Origin of the sequence: Afifella marina DSM 2698 (genome assembly GCF_900102695.1) — a bacterium.
Lineage (GTDB): Bacteria > Pseudomonadota > Alphaproteobacteria > Rhizobiales > Afifellaceae > Afifella > Afifella marina.
In genome coordinates this window covers 1-20,753 of sequence record NZ_FMVW01000015.1, presented here as the reverse complement: position 1 = coordinate 20,753, position 20,753 = coordinate 1, and the positions used below count along the sequence as shown (strand labels likewise).

General features: G+C 61.8%; 32 protein-coding genes. All 32 read right to left on the bottom strand.

Features of this window, described 5'->3' with window-relative positions:
* Positions 1 to 278: transposase (locus BLP76_RS18230; RefSeq protein ID WP_139163778.1), on the bottom strand; the 278-nt coding region annotated here is incomplete at its 3' end.
* 101 nt (positions 279 to 379) lie between these two features.
* Positions 380 to 2,014 carry a BCCT family transporter gene (locus BLP76_RS18225; RefSeq protein ID WP_092816611.1) on the bottom strand — a complete coding sequence of 545 codons (1,635 nt, stop codon included), beginning with the start codon at positions 2,012 to 2,014 and terminating at the stop codon, positions 380 to 382.
* 393 nt (positions 2,015 to 2,407) lie between these two features.
* Complete coding sequence (locus BLP76_RS18220) at positions 2,408 to 3,733, bottom strand: replication-associated recombination protein A (protein WP_207145451.1); 1,326 nt, start codon at positions 3,731 to 3,733, stop codon at positions 2,408 to 2,410.
* 7 nt (positions 3,734 to 3,740) lie between these two features.
* Positions 3,741 to 5,186 (bottom strand): DegQ family serine endoprotease, encoded by a 1,446-nt coding sequence (locus BLP76_RS18215; protein WP_092816607.1) that lies wholly within the window; start codon positions 5,184 to 5,186, stop codon positions 3,741 to 3,743.
* 203 nt (positions 5,187 to 5,389) lie between these two features.
* Positions 5,390 to 5,815: a 50S ribosomal protein L17 gene (gene rplQ / locus BLP76_RS18210; protein WP_092816606.1), complete on the bottom strand. Its 426-nt coding sequence runs from the start codon at positions 5,813 to 5,815 to the stop codon at positions 5,390 to 5,392.
* Between the two features lie 50 nt (positions 5,816 to 5,865).
* Positions 5,866 to 6,882, bottom strand: coding sequence for a DNA-directed RNA polymerase subunit alpha (locus BLP76_RS18205; RefSeq protein WP_092816615.1), 1,017 nt, complete (start codon positions 6,880 to 6,882; stop codon positions 5,866 to 5,868).
* A gap of 82 nt (positions 6,883 to 6,964) precedes the next feature.
* Positions 6,965 to 7,354 carry a 30S ribosomal protein S11 gene (gene rpsK / locus BLP76_RS18200; protein WP_092816604.1) on the bottom strand — a complete coding sequence of 130 codons (390 nt, stop codon included), beginning with the start codon at positions 7,352 to 7,354 and terminating at the stop codon, positions 6,965 to 6,967.
* Positions 7,355 to 7,376: 22 nt separating this feature from the next.
* Complete coding sequence (rpsM, locus tag BLP76_RS18195; RefSeq protein ID WP_092816613.1) at positions 7,377 to 7,745, bottom strand: 30S ribosomal protein S13; 369 nt, start codon at positions 7,743 to 7,745, stop codon at positions 7,377 to 7,379.
* A gap of 184 nt (positions 7,746 to 7,929) precedes the next feature.
* On the bottom strand, positions 7,930 to 8,586 hold the full coding sequence (locus BLP76_RS18190) for an adenylate kinase (protein ID WP_092816602.1): 657 nt from the start codon (positions 8,584 to 8,586) through the stop codon (positions 7,930 to 7,932).
* Positions 8,583 to 9,920, bottom strand: a complete 1,338-nt coding sequence (gene secY / locus BLP76_RS18185) for a preprotein translocase subunit SecY (protein WP_092816600.1) — start codon at positions 9,918 to 9,920, stop codon at positions 8,583 to 8,585. The genes BLP76_RS18190 and secY overlap by 4 nt, the downstream gene beginning before the upstream one ends.
* Before the next feature lie 40 nt (positions 9,921 to 9,960).
* The gene (gene rplO, locus BLP76_RS18180; RefSeq protein WP_092816598.1) at positions 9,961 to 10,467 is read right to left on the bottom strand and encodes a 50S ribosomal protein L15; all 507 of its coding nucleotides are present in this window, start codon (positions 10,465 to 10,467) and stop codon (positions 9,961 to 9,963) included.
* 31 nt (positions 10,468 to 10,498) lie between these two features.
* Complete coding sequence (rpmD, locus tag BLP76_RS18175; RefSeq protein ID WP_170130574.1) at positions 10,499 to 10,687, bottom strand: 50S ribosomal protein L30; 189 nt, start codon at positions 10,685 to 10,687, stop codon at positions 10,499 to 10,501.
* Positions 10,688 to 10,689: 2 nt separating this feature from the next.
* Positions 10,690 to 11,274, bottom strand: coding sequence for a 30S ribosomal protein S5 (rpsE, locus tag BLP76_RS18170; protein ID WP_092816594.1), 585 nt, complete (start codon positions 11,272 to 11,274; stop codon positions 10,690 to 10,692).
* A 62-nt stretch (positions 11,275 to 11,336) separates the two neighbouring features.
* On the bottom strand, positions 11,337 to 11,711 hold the full coding sequence (gene rplR / locus BLP76_RS18165) for a 50S ribosomal protein L18 (protein WP_171904423.1): 375 nt from the start codon (positions 11,709 to 11,711) through the stop codon (positions 11,337 to 11,339).
* A gap of 12 nt (positions 11,712 to 11,723) precedes the next feature.
* Positions 11,724 to 12,257, bottom strand: a complete 534-nt coding sequence (gene rplF, locus BLP76_RS18160) for a 50S ribosomal protein L6 (RefSeq protein ID WP_092816590.1) — start codon at positions 12,255 to 12,257, stop codon at positions 11,724 to 11,726.
* Positions 12,258 to 12,284: 27 nt separating this feature from the next.
* Positions 12,285 to 12,683: a 30S ribosomal protein S8 gene (rpsH, locus tag BLP76_RS18155; RefSeq protein ID WP_092816588.1), complete on the bottom strand. Its 399-nt coding sequence runs from the start codon at positions 12,681 to 12,683 to the stop codon at positions 12,285 to 12,287.
* A 10-nt stretch (positions 12,684 to 12,693) separates the two neighbouring features.
* Entirely contained in the window at positions 12,694 to 12,999 is a 306-nt protein-coding gene (rpsN, locus tag BLP76_RS18150) for a 30S ribosomal protein S14 (protein WP_092816586.1), read from the bottom strand.
* A 44-nt stretch (positions 13,000 to 13,043) separates the two neighbouring features.
* Positions 13,044 to 13,616, bottom strand: coding sequence for a 50S ribosomal protein L5 (gene rplE / locus BLP76_RS18145; protein ID WP_092816585.1), 573 nt, complete (start codon positions 13,614 to 13,616; stop codon positions 13,044 to 13,046).
* Entirely contained in the window at positions 13,609 to 13,926 is a 318-nt protein-coding gene (gene rplX / locus BLP76_RS18140; protein ID WP_092816583.1) for a 50S ribosomal protein L24, read from the bottom strand. Before rplX ends, rplE begins: the two co-directional genes overlap by 8 nt.
* A 13-nt stretch (positions 13,927 to 13,939) precedes the next feature.
* Positions 13,940 to 14,308 (bottom strand): 50S ribosomal protein L14, encoded by a 369-nt coding sequence (gene rplN, locus BLP76_RS18135; RefSeq protein WP_092816581.1) that lies wholly within the window; start codon positions 14,306 to 14,308, stop codon positions 13,940 to 13,942.
* A gap of 60 nt (positions 14,309 to 14,368) precedes the next feature.
* Positions 14,369 to 14,614: a 30S ribosomal protein S17 gene (gene rpsQ, locus BLP76_RS18130; protein WP_092816579.1), complete on the bottom strand. Its 246-nt coding sequence runs from the start codon at positions 14,612 to 14,614 to the stop codon at positions 14,369 to 14,371.
* 10 nt (positions 14,615 to 14,624) lie between these two features.
* Positions 14,625 to 14,828: a 50S ribosomal protein L29 gene (rpmC, locus tag BLP76_RS18125; protein WP_092816577.1), complete on the bottom strand. Its 204-nt coding sequence runs from the start codon at positions 14,826 to 14,828 to the stop codon at positions 14,625 to 14,627.
* 10 nt (positions 14,829 to 14,838) lie between these two features.
* Positions 14,839 to 15,252: a 50S ribosomal protein L16 gene (gene rplP, locus BLP76_RS18120; protein WP_092816575.1), complete on the bottom strand. Its 414-nt coding sequence runs from the start codon at positions 15,250 to 15,252 to the stop codon at positions 14,839 to 14,841.
* A gap of 40 nt (positions 15,253 to 15,292) precedes the next feature.
* Positions 15,293 to 15,991: a 30S ribosomal protein S3 gene (gene rpsC, locus BLP76_RS18115; RefSeq protein ID WP_092816573.1), complete on the bottom strand. Its 699-nt coding sequence runs from the start codon at positions 15,989 to 15,991 to the stop codon at positions 15,293 to 15,295.
* 17 nt (positions 15,992 to 16,008) lie between these two features.
* Positions 16,009 to 16,389 (bottom strand): 50S ribosomal protein L22, encoded by a 381-nt coding sequence (gene rplV / locus BLP76_RS18110; RefSeq protein WP_092816571.1) that lies wholly within the window; start codon positions 16,387 to 16,389, stop codon positions 16,009 to 16,011.
* 2 nt (positions 16,390 to 16,391) lie between these two features.
* Positions 16,392 to 16,670, bottom strand: coding sequence for a 30S ribosomal protein S19 (rpsS, locus tag BLP76_RS18105; RefSeq protein WP_092816569.1), 279 nt, complete (start codon positions 16,668 to 16,670; stop codon positions 16,392 to 16,394).
* Positions 16,671 to 16,706: 36 nt separating this feature from the next.
* Complete coding sequence (rplB, locus tag BLP76_RS18100; RefSeq protein WP_092816567.1) at positions 16,707 to 17,543, bottom strand: 50S ribosomal protein L2; 837 nt, start codon at positions 17,541 to 17,543, stop codon at positions 16,707 to 16,709.
* Between the two features lie 3 nt (positions 17,544 to 17,546).
* On the bottom strand, positions 17,547 to 17,840 hold the full coding sequence (locus BLP76_RS18095; RefSeq protein WP_092816565.1) for a 50S ribosomal protein L23: 294 nt from the start codon (positions 17,838 to 17,840) through the stop codon (positions 17,547 to 17,549).
* Complete coding sequence (rplD, locus tag BLP76_RS18090; RefSeq protein WP_092816563.1) at positions 17,837 to 18,457, bottom strand: 50S ribosomal protein L4; 621 nt, start codon at positions 18,455 to 18,457, stop codon at positions 17,837 to 17,839. The genes BLP76_RS18095 and rplD overlap by 4 nt, the downstream gene beginning before the upstream one ends.
* The gene (gene rplC, locus BLP76_RS18085; protein WP_092816561.1) at positions 18,457 to 19,179 is read right to left on the bottom strand and encodes a 50S ribosomal protein L3; all 723 of its coding nucleotides are present in this window, start codon (positions 19,177 to 19,179) and stop codon (positions 18,457 to 18,459) included. Before rplC ends, rplD begins: the two co-directional genes overlap by 1 nt.
* A gap of 27 nt (positions 19,180 to 19,206) precedes the next feature.
* Complete coding sequence (gene rpsJ, locus BLP76_RS18080; protein WP_092816559.1) at positions 19,207 to 19,515, bottom strand: 30S ribosomal protein S10; 309 nt, start codon at positions 19,513 to 19,515, stop codon at positions 19,207 to 19,209.
* A 62-nt stretch (positions 19,516 to 19,577) separates the two neighbouring features.
* The gene (gene tuf, locus BLP76_RS18075) at positions 19,578 to 20,753 is read right to left on the bottom strand and encodes an elongation factor Tu (RefSeq protein ID WP_092816183.1); all 1,176 of its coding nucleotides are present in this window, start codon (positions 20,751 to 20,753) and stop codon (positions 19,578 to 19,580) included.

Sequence of the window (20,753 nt, the reverse complement as noted above, 5' to 3'; positions counted from 1 at the left end):
AGGAACCAGCGATAGGCGACATTCACCTCGATCTCGCGCACCAACTGGCGCTCAGAGCGGATGCCGAAGAGATAGCCCAGGAACAGCGCCTTGAACATCAAGGTCGGATCGAGCGCCGGGCGGCCATTATCCGGACAGTAGAGCCCCGCAACCCGGTCATGGATGAACGAGAAGTCGATCACCGCGTCGATCTTGCGAAGCAGGTGATCCTTGGGAACCAATTGATCGAGTGTCACCATCTCGATCGCAGTCTGCTCAGGGGCCGGGCTCTTCAACATGGCCCACTGAATCAAAAAGCCCCGGCTCACGCCAGGGCTTTGTCAGCAGTCTGAGGGCGCGGGGTCACCGCGCCCTTCTTCAGAAAAGAGGTTTTGACGGATCAGGCCGTCGCCTCTGCCTCCTGCGCTTCGACCAGCGCCCGCTGCTCGCCCTTCAAGCCCTGATAGATGCACCAGATCATCAGGAGCAGGATGAGCGCAAAGGGAAAGCCCGTGGCGACAGCGGCCGATTGCAGGGCTTTGAGCCCGCCCCCGAGAAGGAGCGCAATGGCCACCAGCCCTTCGAAGGTCGCCCAGAAGACACGCTGCGCCACCGGGGCGTCGACCTTGCCGCCGGCCGTAATCGTATCGATCACCAGCGAGCCGGAATCCGACGAGGTGACGAAGAAGACAATCACCAGGACGATGCCGATGAACGACGTGATCGAAGCGAGCGGCAGATGCTCCAGCATCAGGAAGAGCTTCACAGGCAGCTCGGCACTGACGGCCCCTTCATAGCCATTCATCAGCTGCGAGATCGCCGTCCCGCCAAAAGCCGTCATCCAGAAGATGCTGACGATCGTCGGGATGATGAGGACGCAGATCATGAACTCACGCACCGTGCGCCCATACGAAACGCGCGCAATGAACATGCCGACGAAGGGCGACCAGGAAATCCACCAGGCCCAGTAGAATGTCGTCCAGCCGTTGCGGAAACTGTCATCGTTGCGGCCGATCGGGTTCGACAGCGGAATGATGTCGCGTGCATAGGCGACGATGTTCTCAAAAAAGCCTGAGACGATCGCAAGCGTCGGCCCTACCGCCACCACAAAGACGAGCAGCAGGAAGGCCAGGATCATATTGATCTCGCTCAGCCGCTTCACGCCCGCGTCGAGGCCGGCGACGACCGAGGTGAGTGCGCAGCCGGTGATCGCTACGATCAGCCCCACTTTCCACGGGTCGGTATCCGGAATGCCGAAGATGTGGTTGAGACCCGCGAGCGCCTGTTCCGCACCGAAACCGAGCGATGTCGCCAGTCCGAACAGCGTGGCAAAGACGGCGAGCGTATCGATGACATGGCCGAGCCAGCCCCACACGGCCTCACCGAAGATCGGGTAAAAGGCGGAGCGGATGGTTAAAGGCAGGCCCTTGTTGTAGCTGAAAAGCGCAAGCGCGAGCGCGACGACGGCATAGATCGCCCAGGGATGCAGGCCCCAGTGGAAGATCGTGGCCGCCATTGCGAGCCGCCTCGCCGCTTCTGGATCGCCAGGCGCGCCCATCAAAGGCGCATCGCTCCCGGCTTGCCCGGCGTCCGCTGCGACGGAAGCGTTATAATGGGTCAGAGGCTCCGAAACGCCGTAGAACATGAGCCCGATGCCCATGCCCGCGGCGAAGAGCATGGCGAACCAACCCGCGTAATTGTACTCCGGTCTGGCATCAGGACCGCCCAGCCGAATTTTCCCGAAAGGCGAGACGATCAAAAACAGGGAAAAGAGGACGAACGCGTTTCCGGCTATCAGGAAGAGCCAGTCGAGGTTCGACGTCAGGAACGGGCGCAGCCAGGTGAAGAAACTCTCCGCCCCCTGTTGAAAGATAAGGGAGAGAGCAACGAACAGAATGATCGTCAGCCCTGACACGATGAATACGGGGTTATGAAAATCGAGGCCGAAGACCTGGATATTATCCTGACCGACTTCGTAGTCGGTCGGTATGTCCTCGGTCGCATCGCCTGTTTGATCCGCCGTCTGTTCGCTCATATGGCTCCTCGTTTGTCTGTTGGACGAACGAAAGCACCGCTCTGAGGCGGGATCCGTCGCACATCTTTATGAAGCCCAAAAGGAGGTAGAAGGCGGCGACGCAGGGTCAAGGAAGAGCACGTCAGATTTTTGCCACCTCAGAACCTTTTTCTGGTGACAATTGCGTTCGGCCCGTCCTAACGCCCTTCCGAGAGGACGCGCAGGTTCAGAGGGATTTCTTTGCCGCCTCAGGGGCTTGACGGCAAAGGTCGCAGTCGCGAATGAGCGCGGCCATGCGTCTCGAAGCCTCCGCAGTTGAACCTGTCGATTCTTTTAAGCGAATGCCCAACCCAAGCCGGAAAACACACGTCCGGGCACGAAGGCGACGCCATTTGGCGTCACCCGCTCGGTCAATCAGGTCTCGTCTTCGTCTTTGGTACGCTCGCGCCGCAGCCTGTCCCAATGATCGAGGTGCCTCTTCAGCTCCGCTTCGAACCCCCGGCCTGTCGGCACGTAGAAGTCCTGGCGCTCGAGCTCGTCGGGGAAATAATTCTGTCCCGAGAACGCTTCTTCCTGCGCATGATCATAGGCGTAGCCGGCCCCATACCCTTCCGCCTGCATGAGCTTCGTCGGGGCATTGAGAATGTGCTTCGGCGGTTGGAGTGAGCCGGCCTCCTTGGCCGTCCGGCGCGCAGCGCCATACGCCTTGTAGAGGGCGTTCGATTTCGGCGCCGTTGCGAGATAGACGACGGCCTGGGCAATGGCGAGCTCGCCTTCGGGCGAGCCCAGCATATGGTAGGCCTCTTTGGCGGCATTCGCCTGCACGAGGCCCTGCGGATCCGCGAGACCGATATCCTCCACCGCCATGCGGATGACCCGCCGCGCCAGATACATCGGGTCTTCGCCCGCATCGAGCATGCGCCCGAGATAGTAGAGAGCCGCCTGCGGGTCGGAACCGCGCACGGATTTGTGCAGCGCCGAAATCAGATTGTAATGGCCGTCCTGGCTCTTGTCGTAGATCGGCGCCCGCCGCTGCAGAACCTTCTGCAGGCGCTTCGCATCAAAGGTCTCGTCCTTTCCCGCCGCGCGCCAGACCTCTTCGGCAAGCGCGAGTACGGCCCGTCCGTCACCGTCGGCCATACGCAGAAGAACGCCGCGTGCCTCTTCATCGAGCGGCAGCCTCCGCCCTTCCTCTTTTTCGGCGCGTTCGACAAGCTTGCCGAGCGCGTCGGAATCGAGCGGGCGAAACACCAAAACGGCGGCGCGCGACAGAAGCGCCGCGTTGAGCTCGAAAGACGGGTTTTCGGTGGTCGCCCCGACGAGCGTCACCGTCCCATCCTCCATCACGGGAAGAAAGCTATCCTGCTGCGCACGATTGAAGCGATGGATTTCGTCGACGAAGAGAAGCGTCCCCTGCCCCGTCTGCCGGCGCCCGCGCGCCGCCTCGAAATGCTTCTTGAGATCGGCAACGCCGGAAAAGATCGCCGACAGCTGCTGGAAATAAAGGTCCGTCTCGCGAGCCAGAAGCCGTGCGACCGTGGTCTTGCCCGTCCCAGGTGGCCCCCAGAAGACCAGAGAGCCGAGAGAGCGTGTCCGAAGCATGCGGGTGAGCGTGCCGTCCTCACCCGTCAGATGCGGCTGGCCCACCACATCAGCGAGCTTCTTCGGCCGCAGCCGGTCAGGCAGCGGCTGCGGCGCGCTCTTTTCCAATCCGGCTGCTGTAAAGAGGTTATCCGACAATTGCCCCTCATCCACCTATGACGAGCCGCGAGAGCCGACCGCCGCGATTGACCGTAATCCGCCACAACCGCTGCTTCTGGCTCGTCATACGCTTCAGGTCGCGAGACGACGCAACCGCGTGCCCCTGCAGAGCGACGACAATATCACCAGGCTGCAGTCCGAGCTGCGCGGCGGGTGAACGCGGCTCCACCTTTGTGACCGCAACGCCCTCTTGATCGCTCGGCAGCCGCAGTCTCTCTGCAAGCCTCGGGGAGAGATTGGCAACCGTGGCCCCGGTCAGGGGGGAATAGCCATCGAGAAGCTGCTCGTCGGCCCGCACCGTCTCCGGCGCCGATTCCAACGAGACAGTCAGCGTCTTCTCTGCCCCATCGCGCAGGACGACAAGCTTTTCCGTCTCGCCGATTCCCTTGATTGTCAGCCGGTATTCAAGCGAGCGCGGATTGGCCACCTCGTAATCGTCGGCAGCCAGCACGAGATCGCCGACCGCAAGACCGGCCTTTTCGGCGGGAGAGCCCTCGAACACCTTGACGACGAGCGCGCCCTGCGGCCGCGGCAGATCGAGCGAGCGGGCAATATCCGGCGTCACCTTCTGGAAGGTCGCCCCGATCCATGGCCGCACGACTTCCGTCCCGCCGGCGAGCGCCTGAGCGGCAACAGCCTGCGCCATGTTCGAGGGAATCGCAAAGCCGATCCCGTTCGAGCCCCCGGAACGCGAAAAGATCGCCGAATTGATCCCGACAAGCCGCCCCTTCACATCGATCAACGCACCACCGGAATTGCCCGGATTGATCGCCGCATCGGTCTGAATGAAGAACGCCATGTCGGAGATGCCGACCTCGGTGCGTGCCACCGCCGAAACGATGCCACTTGTCACCGTCTGTCCGACACCGAAAGGGTTGCCGATCGCGAGCACGAGATCGCCGACCTCGAGATCGTCCGAATCGGCGAAGGAAAGCGTCGGGAAGTCTGCGTTGCCGTCCGAGATCTTCAGGATTGCGAGATCGCTCTGCTCGTCGCGCAGCAGAATTTCGGCTTCGAACTCGCGCCCATCCGACAAGGCCACCTTCACCTCATCAGCACCGCGGATGACGTGATAGTTCGTGACGACGAGGCCGGATGCATCCACGATGACGCCGGAGCCGAGCGAATTGCGCGCCCGTTCCCGCGGCACGCCCAAAGGCGAACCGAAGCCACCATCACCGAAAAAATGCCGGAAGAAGGGATCGTCCGCGAACGGCGACGGCGCCGTGCGCACGATCTGCTTCGCATAGACGTTGACGACCGCAGGAGCAGCTTGCTTCACGATCGGCGCAAAGGAGAGAGAAATCTCTTCGCGGCTTTGCGGCACGTCCTGGGCATGCGCCAGCGGGACGCCGACGAGGACGCCGCTCGAAACACTGGCAGAGGCGAGCAGAAGACAGCAGGCAAGGCGAAACTGACGAAACGACGTCACGAGAGCCTCCAATATGGCAGAGGGAATGCGCGAGCGGCCCCGGAGCGGACCTTGGTCGTTCACGCTTGAAAAGACTGAGCCAGGAACCGGTTAAATCCGGAAATTCTATGTCGTGCGGGCAATGATCCCGCCGCATCCCGACCGCACCAACAAAAAAGGGGCCACGAGGGCCCCTTTTCGCAATCCATGAAGGCCGACAAGCCTTACGCTGCGGCTTCCGCGACCTCGGCCGCTTCCATGCGAGCCCGATCCTCGGCGCCACGCGCGTCCTCATCGCGATCGACGAACTCGATCACGCCGACCGGCGCGCTGTCACCATACCGGAAGCCGGCCTTGAGCACGCGGGTGTAACCGCCATTCCGCTCGCCGTAGCGCGGGCCGATCGTCTCGAAAAGCTTCTTGACCATCTCTTCATCGCGCAGACGCGACATCGCGATCCGACGCGCATGCAGGTCGCCCCGCTTTCCGAGCGTGACGAGCTTCTCCACGAACGGCCGGAGCTCTTTCGCTTTCGGCAGGGTTGTCACGATCTGCTCGTGGCGAATGAGCGCCGCCGCCATATTGGCAAACATTGCCTGACGATGGCTCGACGTCCGATTCAGCTTACGGCCGGTCTTTCTGTGGCGCATGGCCCTGTCTCCTCATTCGAACGACGGCTCCCGCCGCTGTTCATCAAAGCTTAGTATTGGTCTTCGAAGCGTTTGGCGAGATCGTCGATATTGTCGGGCGGCCAATTGGCCACTTCCATACCGAGATGCAGGCCCATGGAGGCAAGAACCTCCTTGATCTCGTTCAGCGACTTGCGGCCGAAGTTCGGCGTGCGCAGCATCTCCGCCTCGGTCTTCTGAATGAGGTCGCCGATATAGACGATATTGTCGTTCTTCAAGCAGTTGGCCGAGCGAACCGAAAGCTCCAGCTCGTCCACCTTCTTCAGAAGCGCCGGGTTGAAAGCGAGCTCCGGAGTTGCCTCGTGAACCTCTTCCTTCTTCGGCTCGTCGAAGTTGACGAAGATCGAAAGCTGGTCCTGCAGGATCCGGGCCGCGTAGGCAACGGCGTCATCCGGCGAAACCGAACCGTCGGTCTCGAGCGACAAGGTCAGCTTGTCGTAATCGAGCACCTGGCCCTCACGCGTATTCTCGACGCGGTAGGAAACCTTTTTGACCGGCGAATAGAGGCTGTCGACCGGAATGAGGCCGATCGGCGCGTCTTCCGGGCGGTTGCGATCCGCAGGCACGTAACCCTTGCCGGTATCGACCGTCAGCTCCATGCGAATGTCCGCGCCCTCGTCGAGCGTGCACAGAACGTGTTCCGGGTTGAGCACTTCGATATCGCCAACCGTCTGGATGTCGCCAGCCAGGACCACGCCCGGGCCGGACTTTCTGAGCGTCAGCCGCTTCGGGCCTTCGCTCTCCATCTTGATGGCGATTTCCTTCACGTTGAGGACGATGTCGGTGACATCTTCCCGAACGCCGGCGATGGAGGAGAATTCGTGCAGAACGCCGTCGATCTGCAGGCTGGTCACAGCCGCTCCCTGCAGCGAGGACAACAGCACGCGGCGCAGCGCATTGCCGAGCGTCAGGCCGAAGCCGCGCTCAAGCGGTTCTGCGACGACGGTAGCGATGCGGCTCGCATCGGACCCGTGCTTCACATCAAGCTTGTTCGGCTTAATGAGATCCTGCCAGTTCTTTTGTATCACCACGGGGACGAACCTTTCGTTTTGTGCTCTCGCATGCAGATGCGACTCGCGTTTGCGAGCCGCATACACCTCAAATGCGAGATCAGACGCGGCGCCGCTTCGGGGGCCGGCAGCCGTTGTGGGGGATCGGCGTCACGTCACGGATCGAGGTAATGGTGAAGCCCGCAGCCTGAAGCGCGCGCAGAGCCGATTCACGGCCCGAACCAGGTCCGGAAACCTCGACCTCGAGCGTACGCATGCCGTGCTCCTGCGCCTTCTGGGCAGCAGTCTCAGCCGCGATCTGAGCGGCATAGGGCGTCGACTTGCGCGATCCTTTGAAGCCCATCGCGCCGGCAGAGGACCACGAAATCGCGTTGCCCTGCACATCCGTGATGGTGATCATCGTGTTGTTGAACGTCGAATTCACGTGGGCGATGCCCGACGTAATGTTCTTCCGCTCGCGCCGACGCACCCTGGTGGTATCTTTCGCCATCTAAGTCAGGCCTTCCTTGGCGTTATTTCTTCTTGCCGGCGATTGCCTTGGCCGGTCCCTTGCGGGTCCGGGCATTGGTATGGGTGCGCTGTCCGCGCACCGGCAGCCCGCGCCGATGGCGCAGGCCGCGATAGCAGCCGAGATCCATCAGCCGCTTGATGTTCATTGCCACCTCACGACGCAGATCGCCCTCGACGATATAATCGCGGTCGATCGCCTCGCGGATCTGCAAGATCTCCGCATCCGACAGCTCGTTGACACGACGCGACAGATCGATGTTCGCCTTCTCAGCGATTTCACGCGCCATGGCCGGTCCAATTCCATGGATGGCCTGCAGCGCGATCACGACGCGCTTGTTGGTCGGAATGTTGACGCCAGCAATACGTGCCACGTCTTTCTCCTCTTTGTCTGGCGCAGTCCGCATCAGCGGCGCGCCCCGGCTTCACCTATTCGGGACGAAACGCCAAAAAACGACGCCCCAAGCTTCATCCGAGCTTCGGCGCCGTTATCCGCACTTCAGGATTGCGCCGGAGATAGTCCTTACGCGGCCGCCCGTCAACCGCATCGACAGAAGATCAGCCCTTCAAATCGCCCATAACGTCTTCAATTGCACCTGCAACGTCCCTTGCGGACGCCATCCCGTCGACCTGACGAAGCTTTCCCTTCGCCCAGTAATAGCCAACGAGGGGTGCCGTATCGCGATAATAGGCCGAAAGCCGCCGGCGAATCGTTTCCGGATTGTCATCGTCGCGCCGGCGGAATTCGGTTGAACCGCAAACGTCGCAGACGCCTTCTTTCGCCGGCTTCTTCGTCTCGTCGTGATAGATCTCGCCGCATTTGGCGCAGGAATACCGACCTGCGACCCGCTGAACCAGAGCATCGTCTTCGACGGTCAAAAGCACGACACCGTCGAGCGGCATGCCCTTTTCCGAAAGCAGCACTTCAAGTGCGTCCGCTTGCGGCAACGTCCGCGGAAATCCGTCAAGGACGAAGCCCTTCTGAACGTCCGGCTCGTCGAGCCGCTCAGACACGATGTTGATGACGACCTCGTCCGGGACGAGATTGCCGCTGTCCATGATGGCCTTCGCCTTGAGACCGACATCGGTGCCAGCAGCCGCGGCACCGCGGAGCATATCACCGGTCGAAAGCTGCACGAGGCCGTGCTTCTCCACAAGCCTTTGGGCCTGGGTGCCCTTCCCGGCTCCGGGGGGTCCCAGAATGATCAGTCTCATCGACGCCGGCTCCCGCGCAGCTTCGATTTCTTGACCAGCCCTTCGTACTGGTGCGCGAGCAAATGGCCCTGCACCTGTGAAACAGTATCCATAGTCACACTAACAACGATGAGGAGCGACGTGCCGCCGAAATAGAAAGGCACAGACAGCTCTGCGATCAGAAATTCAGGAAGAAGACACACAATGACGAGGTAGGCAGCGCCCGCGACCGTGATCCGCGTCAGCACGTAGTCGATATATTCCGCCGTGCGCTCACCTGGGCGAATGCCCGGAATGAAGCCGCCATGCTTCTTCAACTGGTCGGCCGTGTCTTTCGGATTGAACACGATCGCCGTGTAGAAGAAGGCGAAGAAGATGATCAACGCCGCGTAGATCGCCATATGCAATGGCTGCCCACGGCCGAGCATCGCCGTCACCTGAGCAAGCCAGGCGGGCCCCTGCCCGGCGGAGAAATTCGCGACCGTGATCGGCAGAAGCAGAAGCGATGACGCGAAGATCGGCGGGATGACGCCCGAGGTGTTGAGCTTCAGCGGCAGATGCGAGGTGTCGCCCTGGAACATCCGGTTGCCCATTTGACGCTTGGGATACTGGATGATGAGCCGCCGCTGGGCACGCTCCACGAAGACGATGAAGGCGATCACGGTGACGACGAGAACCATCACGGTCAAAATCACCGGCGTCGACAAGGCGCCCTGACGCCCCAGTTCGAGCGTTCCCGCCAAAGCGTTGGGCAGATTGGCGACGATGCCGGAGAAGATGATGAGCGAAATGCCGTTGCCGATGCCGCGCGAGGTGATCTGCTCACCAAGCCACATCAGGAACATCGTGCCGCCGGTCAGCGTCACGACGGCCGTAAAGCGGAAGAACCAACCCGGATCCGCGACGATACCGCTTGAGGAGCCCTCAAGCCCGACAGCGATGCCGTAGGATTGGAACGCAGCCAGCACAACGGTCAGATACCGCGTGTACTGGTTGATGACCTTGCGGCCCTGCTCGCCTTCCTTCTTCAGCGCTTCGAGCGTCGGGATGACCGTCGTCATCAACTGAATGATGATCGACGCCGAGATATAGGGCATGATCCCGAGCGCGAAGATCGCCATGCGGCCGACGGCACCGCCGGCAAACATGTTGAAGACGCCCAGGATACCCTGCGACTGCTGCTCGAACGCCTGCTGCAGGGCTTCGATGTTGATACCCGGCAGCGGGATATACGTGCCGAGCCGATAAACGAGCAGCGCACCGAGCGTGAACCAGATCCGCTTTTTGAGCTCCGTCGCCTTCGAAAAGGCGCCGAAGTTCAAATTGGCGGCAAGCTGTTCGGCTGCAGAAGCCATTGGAACTCCGAATGCGGTTTAGGCAGGGAGCCGTCTTCGCTTAGGCGGAGGCGTCTTCGCTCTTGCCGGATTGGGATTTGGCCGGGACCGGCTCGATGATCGTAACCGAACCGCTAGCCTTCTCCACAGCCTCGACGGCCGCGCGCGATGCGCCGGCGACCTTGAGGGTCAACTTCGCCGTGAGCTCGCCGTCACCGAGGATACGCACGCCGTCCTTCGTCCGGCGGATGACACCGGCTGCCTTGAGAGCGGCCGCATCCACATCGGCCTTGGCGTCGAGCTTGCCGGCATCCACCGCCTGCTGCAGACGCCCGACATTCACTTCCGTGAAGTCTTTGGCGAAGATGTTGGTGAAGCCCCGCTTCGGCAGACGACGATGCAGCGGCATCTGGCCGCCCTCGAAGCCCTTGATTGCGACGCCCGAACGCGAGGTCTGACCCTTCACGCCGCGGCCGCCGGTCTTGCCGAGGCCCGACCCGATGCCGCGTCCAACGCGCTTGCGCTCTTTGACGGCTCCCGGATTATCGGAAAGTTCGTTGAGTTTCATTGGGTTTAAGCCCCGATTCAAAATCGTTGTGTCAGTTCTCGTCGACGACGCGAACGAGATGCTGAACCTTGGCAATCATGCCGCGGGTTGCCGGATTGTCAGGCAGAACGGACCGACGGCGCTGTTTGTTGAGTCCGAGCCCGATCAGCGTCTGCCGCTGCACGCCAGGACGGCGCAGCGGGCTGCCGGTCTGCTCCACAGTGATGGTCTTCTCAGCCATGATCAGGCTCCCTGCGCCTCACTGCCGACTTCGTGCTGGCGACGAGCCTGCAGCGTCGACACTTTGATGCCCCGACGTGCCGCGACTGAGCGCGGGCTGTCCTGCTTCTTCAAGGCCTCGAACGTCGCCCGCACCATGTTGTACGGGTTGGACGTGCCGAGCGACTTCGCAACGACATCGTGCACGCCGAGCGTCTCGAAGACCGCACGCATCGGGCCGCCGGCGATGATGCCGGTACCGGCCGGAGCCGCACGCATCAGGACACGTCCTGCGCCGTGGCGGCCGTGAATGTCGTGATGCAACGTCCGGCCTTCGCGCAGCGGAACCCGGATCATCGACCGCTTGGCCGCTTCCGTGGCCTTGCGGATCGCTTCCGGAACTTCGCGTGCCTTACCGTGACCGAAGCCAACCCGACCGCGCTGATCGCCAACCACGACGAGCGCGGCGAAACCAAAGCGCCGACCGCCCTTCACGACCTTGGCGACGCGGTTGATATGCACGAGCTTGTCGACGAATTCGCTGTCGACCTTCTCCTCGCGCTCCCGGCGTCCGCCGCCACCGCGCTGTGAACGTTCTCTTTGCGCCATTTTAACCTTCGTCCGTCTGTTTGCTCGACTGCCGGGTCGGCCCGACGACCTGTCTCATATTCCTAAAAGTCCAGCCCGACCTCGCGAGCAGCATCTGCCAGGGCCTTGATTCGCCCATGATAGATATAGCTTCCGCGGTCAAACTGCACCTTCTCGATACCGGCTGCCTTCGCACGCTCTGCCAAGAGCTTGCCAACGGCAGTCGCGGCCTGGACATTCGCGCCGCTCTTCAGCGTCTCACGCAGATCCTTCTCCACGGTCGAAGCGGAAATCAAAGTCCGCCCCTGCGTGTCGTCGATAATCTGCACATAGATATGCTGCGAAGAACGGAACACGGAAAGCCGCGGCCGCCCGTAAGCAACCCGCTTCAGCGCCGCCCGCACCCGGCCCTTGCGGCGCTCGGTACGCATCCGTTGACGCGTCGTTGAGGTTCCCATCGTTGCGCTCCGTTACTTCTTCTTACCTTCCTTACGGAAGATACGTTCCTCTGCGTATTTGACACCCTTGCCCTTGTAGGGCTCAGGCGGGCGCCAATCGCGGATCTCTGCGGCCACCTGGCCGACCTGCTGCTTGTCGATACCGCTGATGACGATTTCCGTCGGACGCGGCGTCTGAATCTGGATACCTTCCGGCACCGGATAGGTGACGTCGTGGCTATAACCGAGCGAAAGGCTCAGCGCCTGGCCCTGGGCCTGCGCACGATAGCCAACGCCGTTGATCTCCAGACGCTTCTCAAAGCCCTGGCTCACACCGGTAACGATGTTCTGCACCAAGGTGCGGGACATTCCCCAAGCTGAGCGGGCCTTTTTCGACTTGTTGACCGGATCGACCTTGATGCCGTCATCGTCCATGGCGACATCGACGTCGTCGACGAGAACCACGGAAAGCTCGCCCTTCGGGCCCTTCGCTTTGACCGTGTGGCCGTCAACCGACGCCGTCACACCGGACGGGATCGAGACGGGCTTCTTGCCAATTCGCGACATGATCTCTTACTCGCTTCTTCAGCCCGCCTAGAAGACGCGGCACAGAACCTCGCCGCCCACATTCTGCTCGCGTGCGTCATAATCCGCCATGACGCCCTTCGGCGTGGAGAGGATCGAAACGCCCAAGCCCTTATGAACGGTCGGGATCGATTTCACAGACGCGTAGACCCGCCGCCCCGGCGTGGAGACGCGCTGAATCTCGCGGATGACCGGCTCGCCCTCGTTGTACTTCAGCTCGATCTCGAGCTCCGAAATACCGTTGGCGTGATCGACTTCCGAATAGCCGCGGATGTAACCTTCCGCCTGCAACACGTCGAGCACACGCATCCTGAGCTTCGAGGACGGAGAGCTGACCGAGGTCCGCCGGCGCCCCTGCGCATTGCGGATACGGGTCAGCATATCGCCGAGAGGATCATTGATAAGCATGATATCGCTCCTACCAGCTCGACTTGACGAGGCCGGGGATCTTGCCCTCGTTGCCCAACTCGCGAAGGGCAATACGGCTCATCTGAAGCTTGCGATAGAACGCACGCGGACGACCCGTCACTTCGCAACGGTTCCGCACCCGGCTCGGCGCCGAGTTCCGCGGCAGCTTCGCAAGCTTAAGCCGGGCAGCGAAACGCTCCTGGTCCGACAGCGATTCATCCGCCGCCAGCGCCTTCAACGCCTCCCGCTTCGCCGCATACTGCTTCACGAGCTTCATGCGGTGCCGGTTCTTCTCGATTGCGCTCTTCTTCGCCATACTTACCTCTTCACGCCCTAACCGCGTCTAGCAGGCTGTGCCTACTACTGCCGGAAGGGAAAGTTGAATTCCCTGAGGAGCGCCCGCCCCTCATCGTCCGTCTGCGCAGTCGTGCAGACGATGATGTCCATGCCCCAGATCTGATCGACCTTGTCGTAGTTCACTTCCGGGAAGACGATGTGCTCTTTGATGCCGAGCGCGTAATTGCCGCGCCCGTCGAAGCTCTTCGGATTGAGGCCACGAAAGTCACGCACGCGCGGCAGAGCCACGTTGATGAGACGATCGAGAAACTCGAACATCCGCTCGCGGCGCAGCGTCACCTTGACGCCGACCGGCATGCCTTCGCGCAGCTTGAACGTCGCGATCGACTTGCGTGCCCGCGTGATGACCGGCTTCTGACCGGCGATCAGAGCGAGATCCTCCGCCGCCGACTGAACCTTCTTGGAGTCCGAGACCGCTTCGCCGACGCCCATATTGAGGACGACCTTGTCCAGCCGCGGCACCACCATCGGGTTCGCGTAGCCGAACTCTTCCTTCAGCTTCGGCACGACCACATCGCGGTAATGTGCCTGCAGCCGGGGCGAGTAGCTGTCGATATCGAAAGCAGCCTCAGCCATCGATCGTTTCTCCTGAGCGCTTGGCGTAGCGGACCTTACGGCCGTCTTCCAGAACCCGGAAGCCAACCCGCGTCGGGCCGCCCGTCTCTTTGTCTTCGAGCGCGAGATTGGACAGATGCACCGGCGCTTCCTTGCGCACAATGCCGCCCTCTTCGCTCGCGGTCTGACGCTGATGACGGGTGATCATATTCACCCCGCGCACCAGCGCCCGGTTCTCTTTCGGGATTACCCGGATCACTTCGCCCTTCCGGCCCTTATCCTTGCCGGCAAGAACGATGACCCGATCACCCTTTTTGATCTTCGCGGCCATCAACAAACCCTTTTCACAGCACTTCCGGTGCCAGCGAGATGATCTTCATGTGGTTCTTCGCGCGCAGCTCGCGCGGAACCGGGCCGAAGATACGCGTGCCGACCGGCTCTTTCTGGTTGTTCACCAGCACGGCCGCATTCTTGTCAAAGCGGATGACGCTGCCGTCCGCACGACGAATGTCCTTCGCGGTGCGCACCACGACCGCCTTCATCACGTCGCCCTTCTTCACGCGTCCACGCGGAATGGCTTCCTTGACGGAGACGACGATGATGTCGCCGACATGGGCGTATTTTCTCTTCGAGCCGCCGAGCACCTTGATGCACTGCACGCGGCGCGCGCCGGAATTGTCCGCCACATCGAGGTTGGTCTGCATCTGGATCATGGCCCGACGTCCTTCTTGTTCTTCATCCGGAACAGCTGTTCCGACAGTTGTTTCTGTGCGCTATTCGGTCGGTGCTTCGCGGCCGATCGCCAGCCAGCACTTGTTCTTCGAAATCGGACGGGTCTCCTGGATGAAGATCACGTCGCCGACCTTGAACTCGTTGTTCGGGTCATGCGCCTGATACTTCTTCGTCCGACGGACCGTCTTCTTCAGGAGCGGATGTGTAAAGCGGCGCTCGACGTCGACGGTAACCGTCTTGTCGGAGATGTCGCTTACCACCGTGCCTTGCAACACGCGTTTCGGCATTCTTCGCTCCTCAAGCCTTCGCCGCGGCAGCATGCTTCTGCGCCGCAATGGTTTTGATACGCGCAATCGTGCGGCGGACCTCGCGGATGCGGGCGGTCTTCTCCAGCTGGCCGGATGCCTGCTGGAAGCGCAGATTGAGCTGCTCCTTCTTCAAGCGGCCGAGCTCGTCGTTAAGCTCGTCCACCGATTTGGTATGAAGTTCGGTCGCCTTCATGGCCTTTTCCTCACTCGCCGATCCGGGTGACGACGCGCGTCTTCACCGGCAGCTTCGCAGCTCCGAGACGCAGCGCCTCGCGCGCAGTCGCCTCGCCGACACCGTCGATCTCAAACATTACGCGGCCCGGATGAACGCGGCACGCCCAGTATTCCGGCGAGCCCTTGCCCTTACCCATACGCACTTCGGTCGGCTTCGACGACACCGGCACGTCCGGGAAAATACGGATCCACACACGGCCGGCACGCTTCATATGACGCGTGATCGCCCGGCGGGCCGCTTCGATTTGCCTGGCGGTAATCCGCTCCGGTTCCATCGCCTTAAGGCCGAAAGAGCCGAAGTTCAGATCCGTCCCGCCCTTCGCCGCTCCGTGGATGCGGCCCTTATGCGCCTTGCGGAACTTGGTGCGTTTGGGTTGCAGCATGTTCTTCTCTCAATTCCCTTGTCCGATCAGCCGCGACTTCTTAGGCCGACGCGCCACGGCGCGAAGCTTCAGGCCCTTCAAGCAGCCGCTTCTCGGATGCAAACGGGTCGTGCTCGAGGATCTCGCCCTTGAACACCCACACCTTGATGCCGATCGTGCCGTAGGCGGTATGCGCCGTGGCCGTCCCGAAATCGATGTCCGCGCGCAGCGTGTGCAGCGGGACGCGACCTTCGCGGTACCATTCAGCTCGCGCGATTTCCGCACCGCCGAGACGGCCGCCGCATGCGATCCGGATGCCCTGCGCGCCAAGACGCATCGCCGACTGAACCGACCGCTTCATCGCCCGGCGGAACGCCACGCGACGCTCCAGCTGCTGCGCGATCGACTGAGCGATCAAAGCGGCATCCGTCTCAGGCTTGCGCACTTCAACGATGTTGATGTGCACTTCCGAGTCCGTCATCCGCGCCACCTTACGGCGCAGCTTTTCGATGTCGGCGCCCTTTTTGCCGATCACGATACCCGGACGCGCAGTCTGGATCGTCACGCGGCACTTCTTGTGCGGACGTTCGATCACGATGCGCGACACCGCGGCCTGCTTGAGATCTTCCATCAGAGCGCGGCGGATCCTGAGATCCTCGTGCAACAAGGGCCCGTATTCCGCGTCACTGGCGAACCAGCGGGAATCCCAGGTCTTGTTGATGCCGAGCCTGAGGCCGATCGGATTGACTTTCTGTCCCATACCTTACTCCTCGGCGCTTAGGCCGCGTCCTCGACTTCGCGCACGACGATGGTGAGATTGGAAAACGGCTTGGTGATCCGTCCGACCCGGCCGCGCGCCCTCGGCGAAAAGCGCTTCATCACGAGCGCTTTGCCGACGTGAGCTTCCGCGACGACCAGGTTGTCGACGTCCAAGTCGTGATTGTTCTCCGCATTCGCAACCGCGCTCTCCAAGGTTTTCTTCACCTGGATGGCGATGCGTTTGCGCGAGAAGGTGAGATCGGCAATCGCCGTCGACACCTTCTTGCCACGGATGAGGCCGGCAACCAGGTTCAGCTTTTGCGGCGAAATGCGCATCATACGCGCAACCGCCTTGGCCTCGTTGTCGCCGAGCGCCCGCTCACGCTTGGGCTTACCCATGGTTACTTCCTCTTCGCCTTCTTGTCCGCCGCATGACCGTAATAGGTGCGGGTCGGAGCGAATTCGCCGAACTTGTGCCCGATCATGTCTTCCGTCACGAGCACAGGGATATGCTTGTGCCCGTTATGGACGCCGAAAGTGAGCCCGACGAACTGCGGGAGAATGGTGGAGCGACGGCTCCAGATCTTGATCACTTCCTTGCGGCCGGACTCGCGGGCCTTCTCCGCCTTCTTGAGGAGGAAGCCGTCAAAGAACGGACCTTTCCAGACTGAACGTGCCACTTCGATTGAACTCCTGATCCTGCCTGTGCCGGCCCGTTATTTCTTGCGGGCGTGGCGAGAGCGGACGATGTATTTCTGCGATGCCTTATTGGACCGCGTGCGCTTGCCCTTTGTCGGCTTGCCCCAGGGGGTCACCGGGTGACGGCCGCCCGAAGTGCGTCCTTCACCACCGCCGTGCGGGTGGTCGATCGGGTTCATCGCCACACCACGAACACTCGGCCGACGACCGAGCCAACGCGACCGACCGGCTTTGCCGAGGCTCACATTGGAATGATCCGGGTTGGAAACGGCGCCGACTGTCGCCATGCACACACCCTGAACCAGACGCTGCTCGCCAGAACCAAGACGCAGAACCGTATAGCCCTGGTCACGTCCGACGATCTGCGCGTAGGCGCCCGCCGAGCGTGCCATCTGGCCGCCACGGCCCGGCTTCAGCTCGACGTTATGCACGATCGTGCCGACCGGCATCGCCCGCAGAGGCATTGCGTTGCCCGGCTTCACGTCGACATTCGACTGACCCGAAACGATGACGTCGCCCTCGGCAACGCGCTGCGGCGCCAGGATGTACGACAGTTCGCCATCCTCGTAACGCACCAGAGCGATGAATGCCGACCTGTTGGGATCGTATTCGAGGCGCTCCACCGTTGCCGGCACGTCGAACTTCCGACGCTTGAAATCGATGATGCGATAGCTGCGCTTGTGACCACCGCCACGCCGACGCGCTGTCACCCGACCGAGATTGTTGCGTCCGCCCGACTTTGTCAGACCTTCCGTCAAGCTCTTCTCGGGCTTGCCACTCCAGAGGCCCGAGCGGTCGACGATGACCAGCTGACGCTGGCCCGGCGTACGCGGATTGAAGGTTTTCAAAGCCATCGCTTAAAGACCCGTCGTCACGTCGATCGAGTGCCCTTCCTGAAGGGTCACGATCGCTTTTTTGAAATCGCCCTGCCGGCCCTTGATGCCACGGAAGCGCTTGGTTTTGCCCTTGCGCAGCAGCGTGTTCACCGCGGTCACTTTGACCTTGAAGAGCTCCTCCACGGCAGCGCGGATTTCCGGCTTCGTGGCATCCTTCTTCACTTTGAAGACGACCTGATTGTTCTCAGACGCAAAGGTCGACTTTTCCGTGATCACCGGCGACAGGATTGTGTCGTAGTGTTTGAGGCTGGTCATTTGAACCGCTCCTCCAGCGCCTCGATCGCCGACTTCGTCAAAACCAGCTTCTCGCGCCGCAAAATGTCGTAGACGTTGATGCCCTGCACAGGCAGCACATCGACATTGCGCAGATTGCGCGCCGCCTTGGCGAAGTTGTCGTCGAGCTGCGCACCGTCCACGATGAGGACGCTGTTGAGCCCGAGCCCGGCAAACTGAGCGGCAAGACCCTTGGTCTTCGCTTCGCCCGCCTTGGCATCGTCGATGACGATCAGCGTTTCCGTCCGAGCCCGCACAGACAGAGCGTGCTTCAGAGCAAGAGCGCGAACCTTCTTCGGCAGTTCGATCGCGTGGCTGCGAGCAACCGGACCGTGTGACTTGCCGCCGCCCCGGAAAACGCCCGGCTTCTTCGAACCGTGACGGGCCCGACCAGTGCCCTTCTGGCGATACATCTTGGCGGTCGTCATCGAGACTTCGCCGCGATCCTTCGCCTTGTGCGTTCCCGCCTGACGCTTCAGGAGCTGGTAACGGATCATGCGCTGCAGAAGATCCTGCCGCGGCTCCAGGCCAAAGACCTCATCCGATACCGACACCTGCCCGGCAGATTCACCGGCGAGCGTGGTGACTTGAAGTTCCATTATTCTGCGCCCCCTTCGGCGGTCTCGGGCGTTGCAGCAGCGCCACCATCCTTGCGCAGCGCGGCCGGCGTCGGGACACCCTCAGGCGCCGCCTTCTTGATCGCGTCGCGAACCAAGAGCCAGCCGCCCTTGGCACCAGGAACGGCGCCGCGCACGAGAAGCAAACCCTTCTCGGCGTCGGTGCGGACGATCTGCAGATTCTGCGTCGTCACCCGCGTATCGCCCATATGGCCGGCCATCTTCTTGTTCTTGAAGACCTTGCCCGGATCCTGGCGGTTACCCGTCGAACCATGGGAGCGGTGCGACACGGACACGCCGTGGGTCGCACGCAGACCACCGAAATTGTGCCGCTTCATGGCACCGGCGAAACCCTTACCGATCGAGGTGCCAGTGACGTCGACATACTGACCGGGCAGAAAATGCTCGGCCGTAATCTCGGCCCCGACTTCGATCATGTTTTCCGGGCTCACGCGAAATTCAGCGACCTTACGCTTAGGCTCGACTTCGGCCTTCGCGAAATGGCCGCGCATGGCCTTCACGGTATTCTTCGGCTTGGCGCGCCCGACACCGAGCTGCACGGCCGTGTAGCCGTCCTTCTCCGCTGTGCGCTGAGCGACGACCTGGCAATTGTCGAGTCTCAAAACGGTGACCGGCACCTGCTCGCCGGCTTCCGTGTAGACTCGGGTCATGCCGAGTTTTTTTGCGATGACGCCAGAACGCATCCTGGTCTTCCCTTCGTCAGGTATCCGCTAGAGCTTGATCTCGACGTCGACGCCCGCCGCGAGGTCGAGCTTCATCAAAGCATCGACCGTCTGCGGTGTGGGATCGAGGATGTCGAGCAGGCGCTTGTGCGTGCGGATTTCAAACTGCTCGCGGCTTTTCTTGTCGACATGCGGCGACCGGTTCACCGTGAACTTCTCAATCCGGGTCGGCAGCGGGATCGGCCCGCGGACCTGCGCCCCGGTCCTCTTTGCCGTCGAGACGATTTCCGCCGTCGACGTATCGAGAACGCGGTGATCGAAGGCCTTAAGCCGGATCCGGATGTTCTGTCCGTTCATTTCATTGCCTCACAGACGGGGCGTGGTGTCCGCGGGTGCGAACAAGCCACGCCCGATCTCGGTTACTCGATGATTTCGGAGACGATGCCGGCGCCGACGGTGCGGCCGCCTTCACGGATGGCGAAGCGCAGCTTCTCTTCCATCGCGATCGGCACGATCAGCGTGACGTCCATCGTCACATTGTCGCCCGGCATCACCATCTCGGTGCCCTCGGGCAGCGTCACGACACCCGTCACGTCCGTCGTCCGGAAGTAGAACTGAGGACGGTAGTTGGTGAAGAACGGCGTGTGCCGGCCACCCTCTTCCTTCGTCAGAATGTACGCTTCCGCCTTGAACTTCGTGTGCGGCGTCACCGAACCCGGCTTGCACAGGATCTGCCCGCGCTCCACGCCCTCGCGGTCGATGCCGCGAAGAAGTGCGCCGATGTTGTCGCCCGCCTGGCCGCTGTCCAGCAGCTTGCGGAACATCTCAACGCCCGTCACCGTCGTCTTGCGGGTGTCGCGGATGCCGACGATCTCGACTTCCTCACCCACCTTGATCTGGCCGCGTTCCACACGACCCGTCACAACCGTGCCGCGCCCGGAGATTGAGAACACGTCCTCGATCGGCATCAGGAACGGCTGGTCGATCGGACGCTCCGGCGTCGGGATATATTCGTCGACAGCCGCCATCAGAGCGCGGATCGAATCCTCGCCAAGCGCCTTGTCGCCGTCCTCGAGCGCCACAAGCGCCGAGCCCTTGATCACCGGAATGTCGTCGCCCGGGAATTCGTAGGACGACAGAAGCTCGCGAACCTCGAGCTCGACGAGCTCAAGAAGCTCCTCGTCGTCGACCTGGTCGACCTTGTTCATGTAAACGACAAGCGCCGGAACACCGACCTGACGGGCGAGCAAAATGTGCTCACGCGTCTGCGGCATCGGACCGTCGGCCGCAGACACCACCAGGATCGCGCCGTCCATCTGCGCCGCGCCCGTGATCATGTTCTTCACATAGTCGGCGTGACCCGGGCAGTCGACATGCGCGTAGTGACGGTTCTCCGTCTCGTACTCCACATGCGCCGTCGAGATTGTGATGCCGCGCGCCTTCTCTTCCGGCGCCGCATCAATCTGGTCGTAGGCCCGATATTCGCCAAAGAACTTCGTGATCGCTGCCGTCAGCGTCGTCTTGCCATGGTCGACGTGACCGATCGTCCCGATGTTCGCATGCGGCTTCGTGCGCGAAAATTTCTCTTTTGCCAT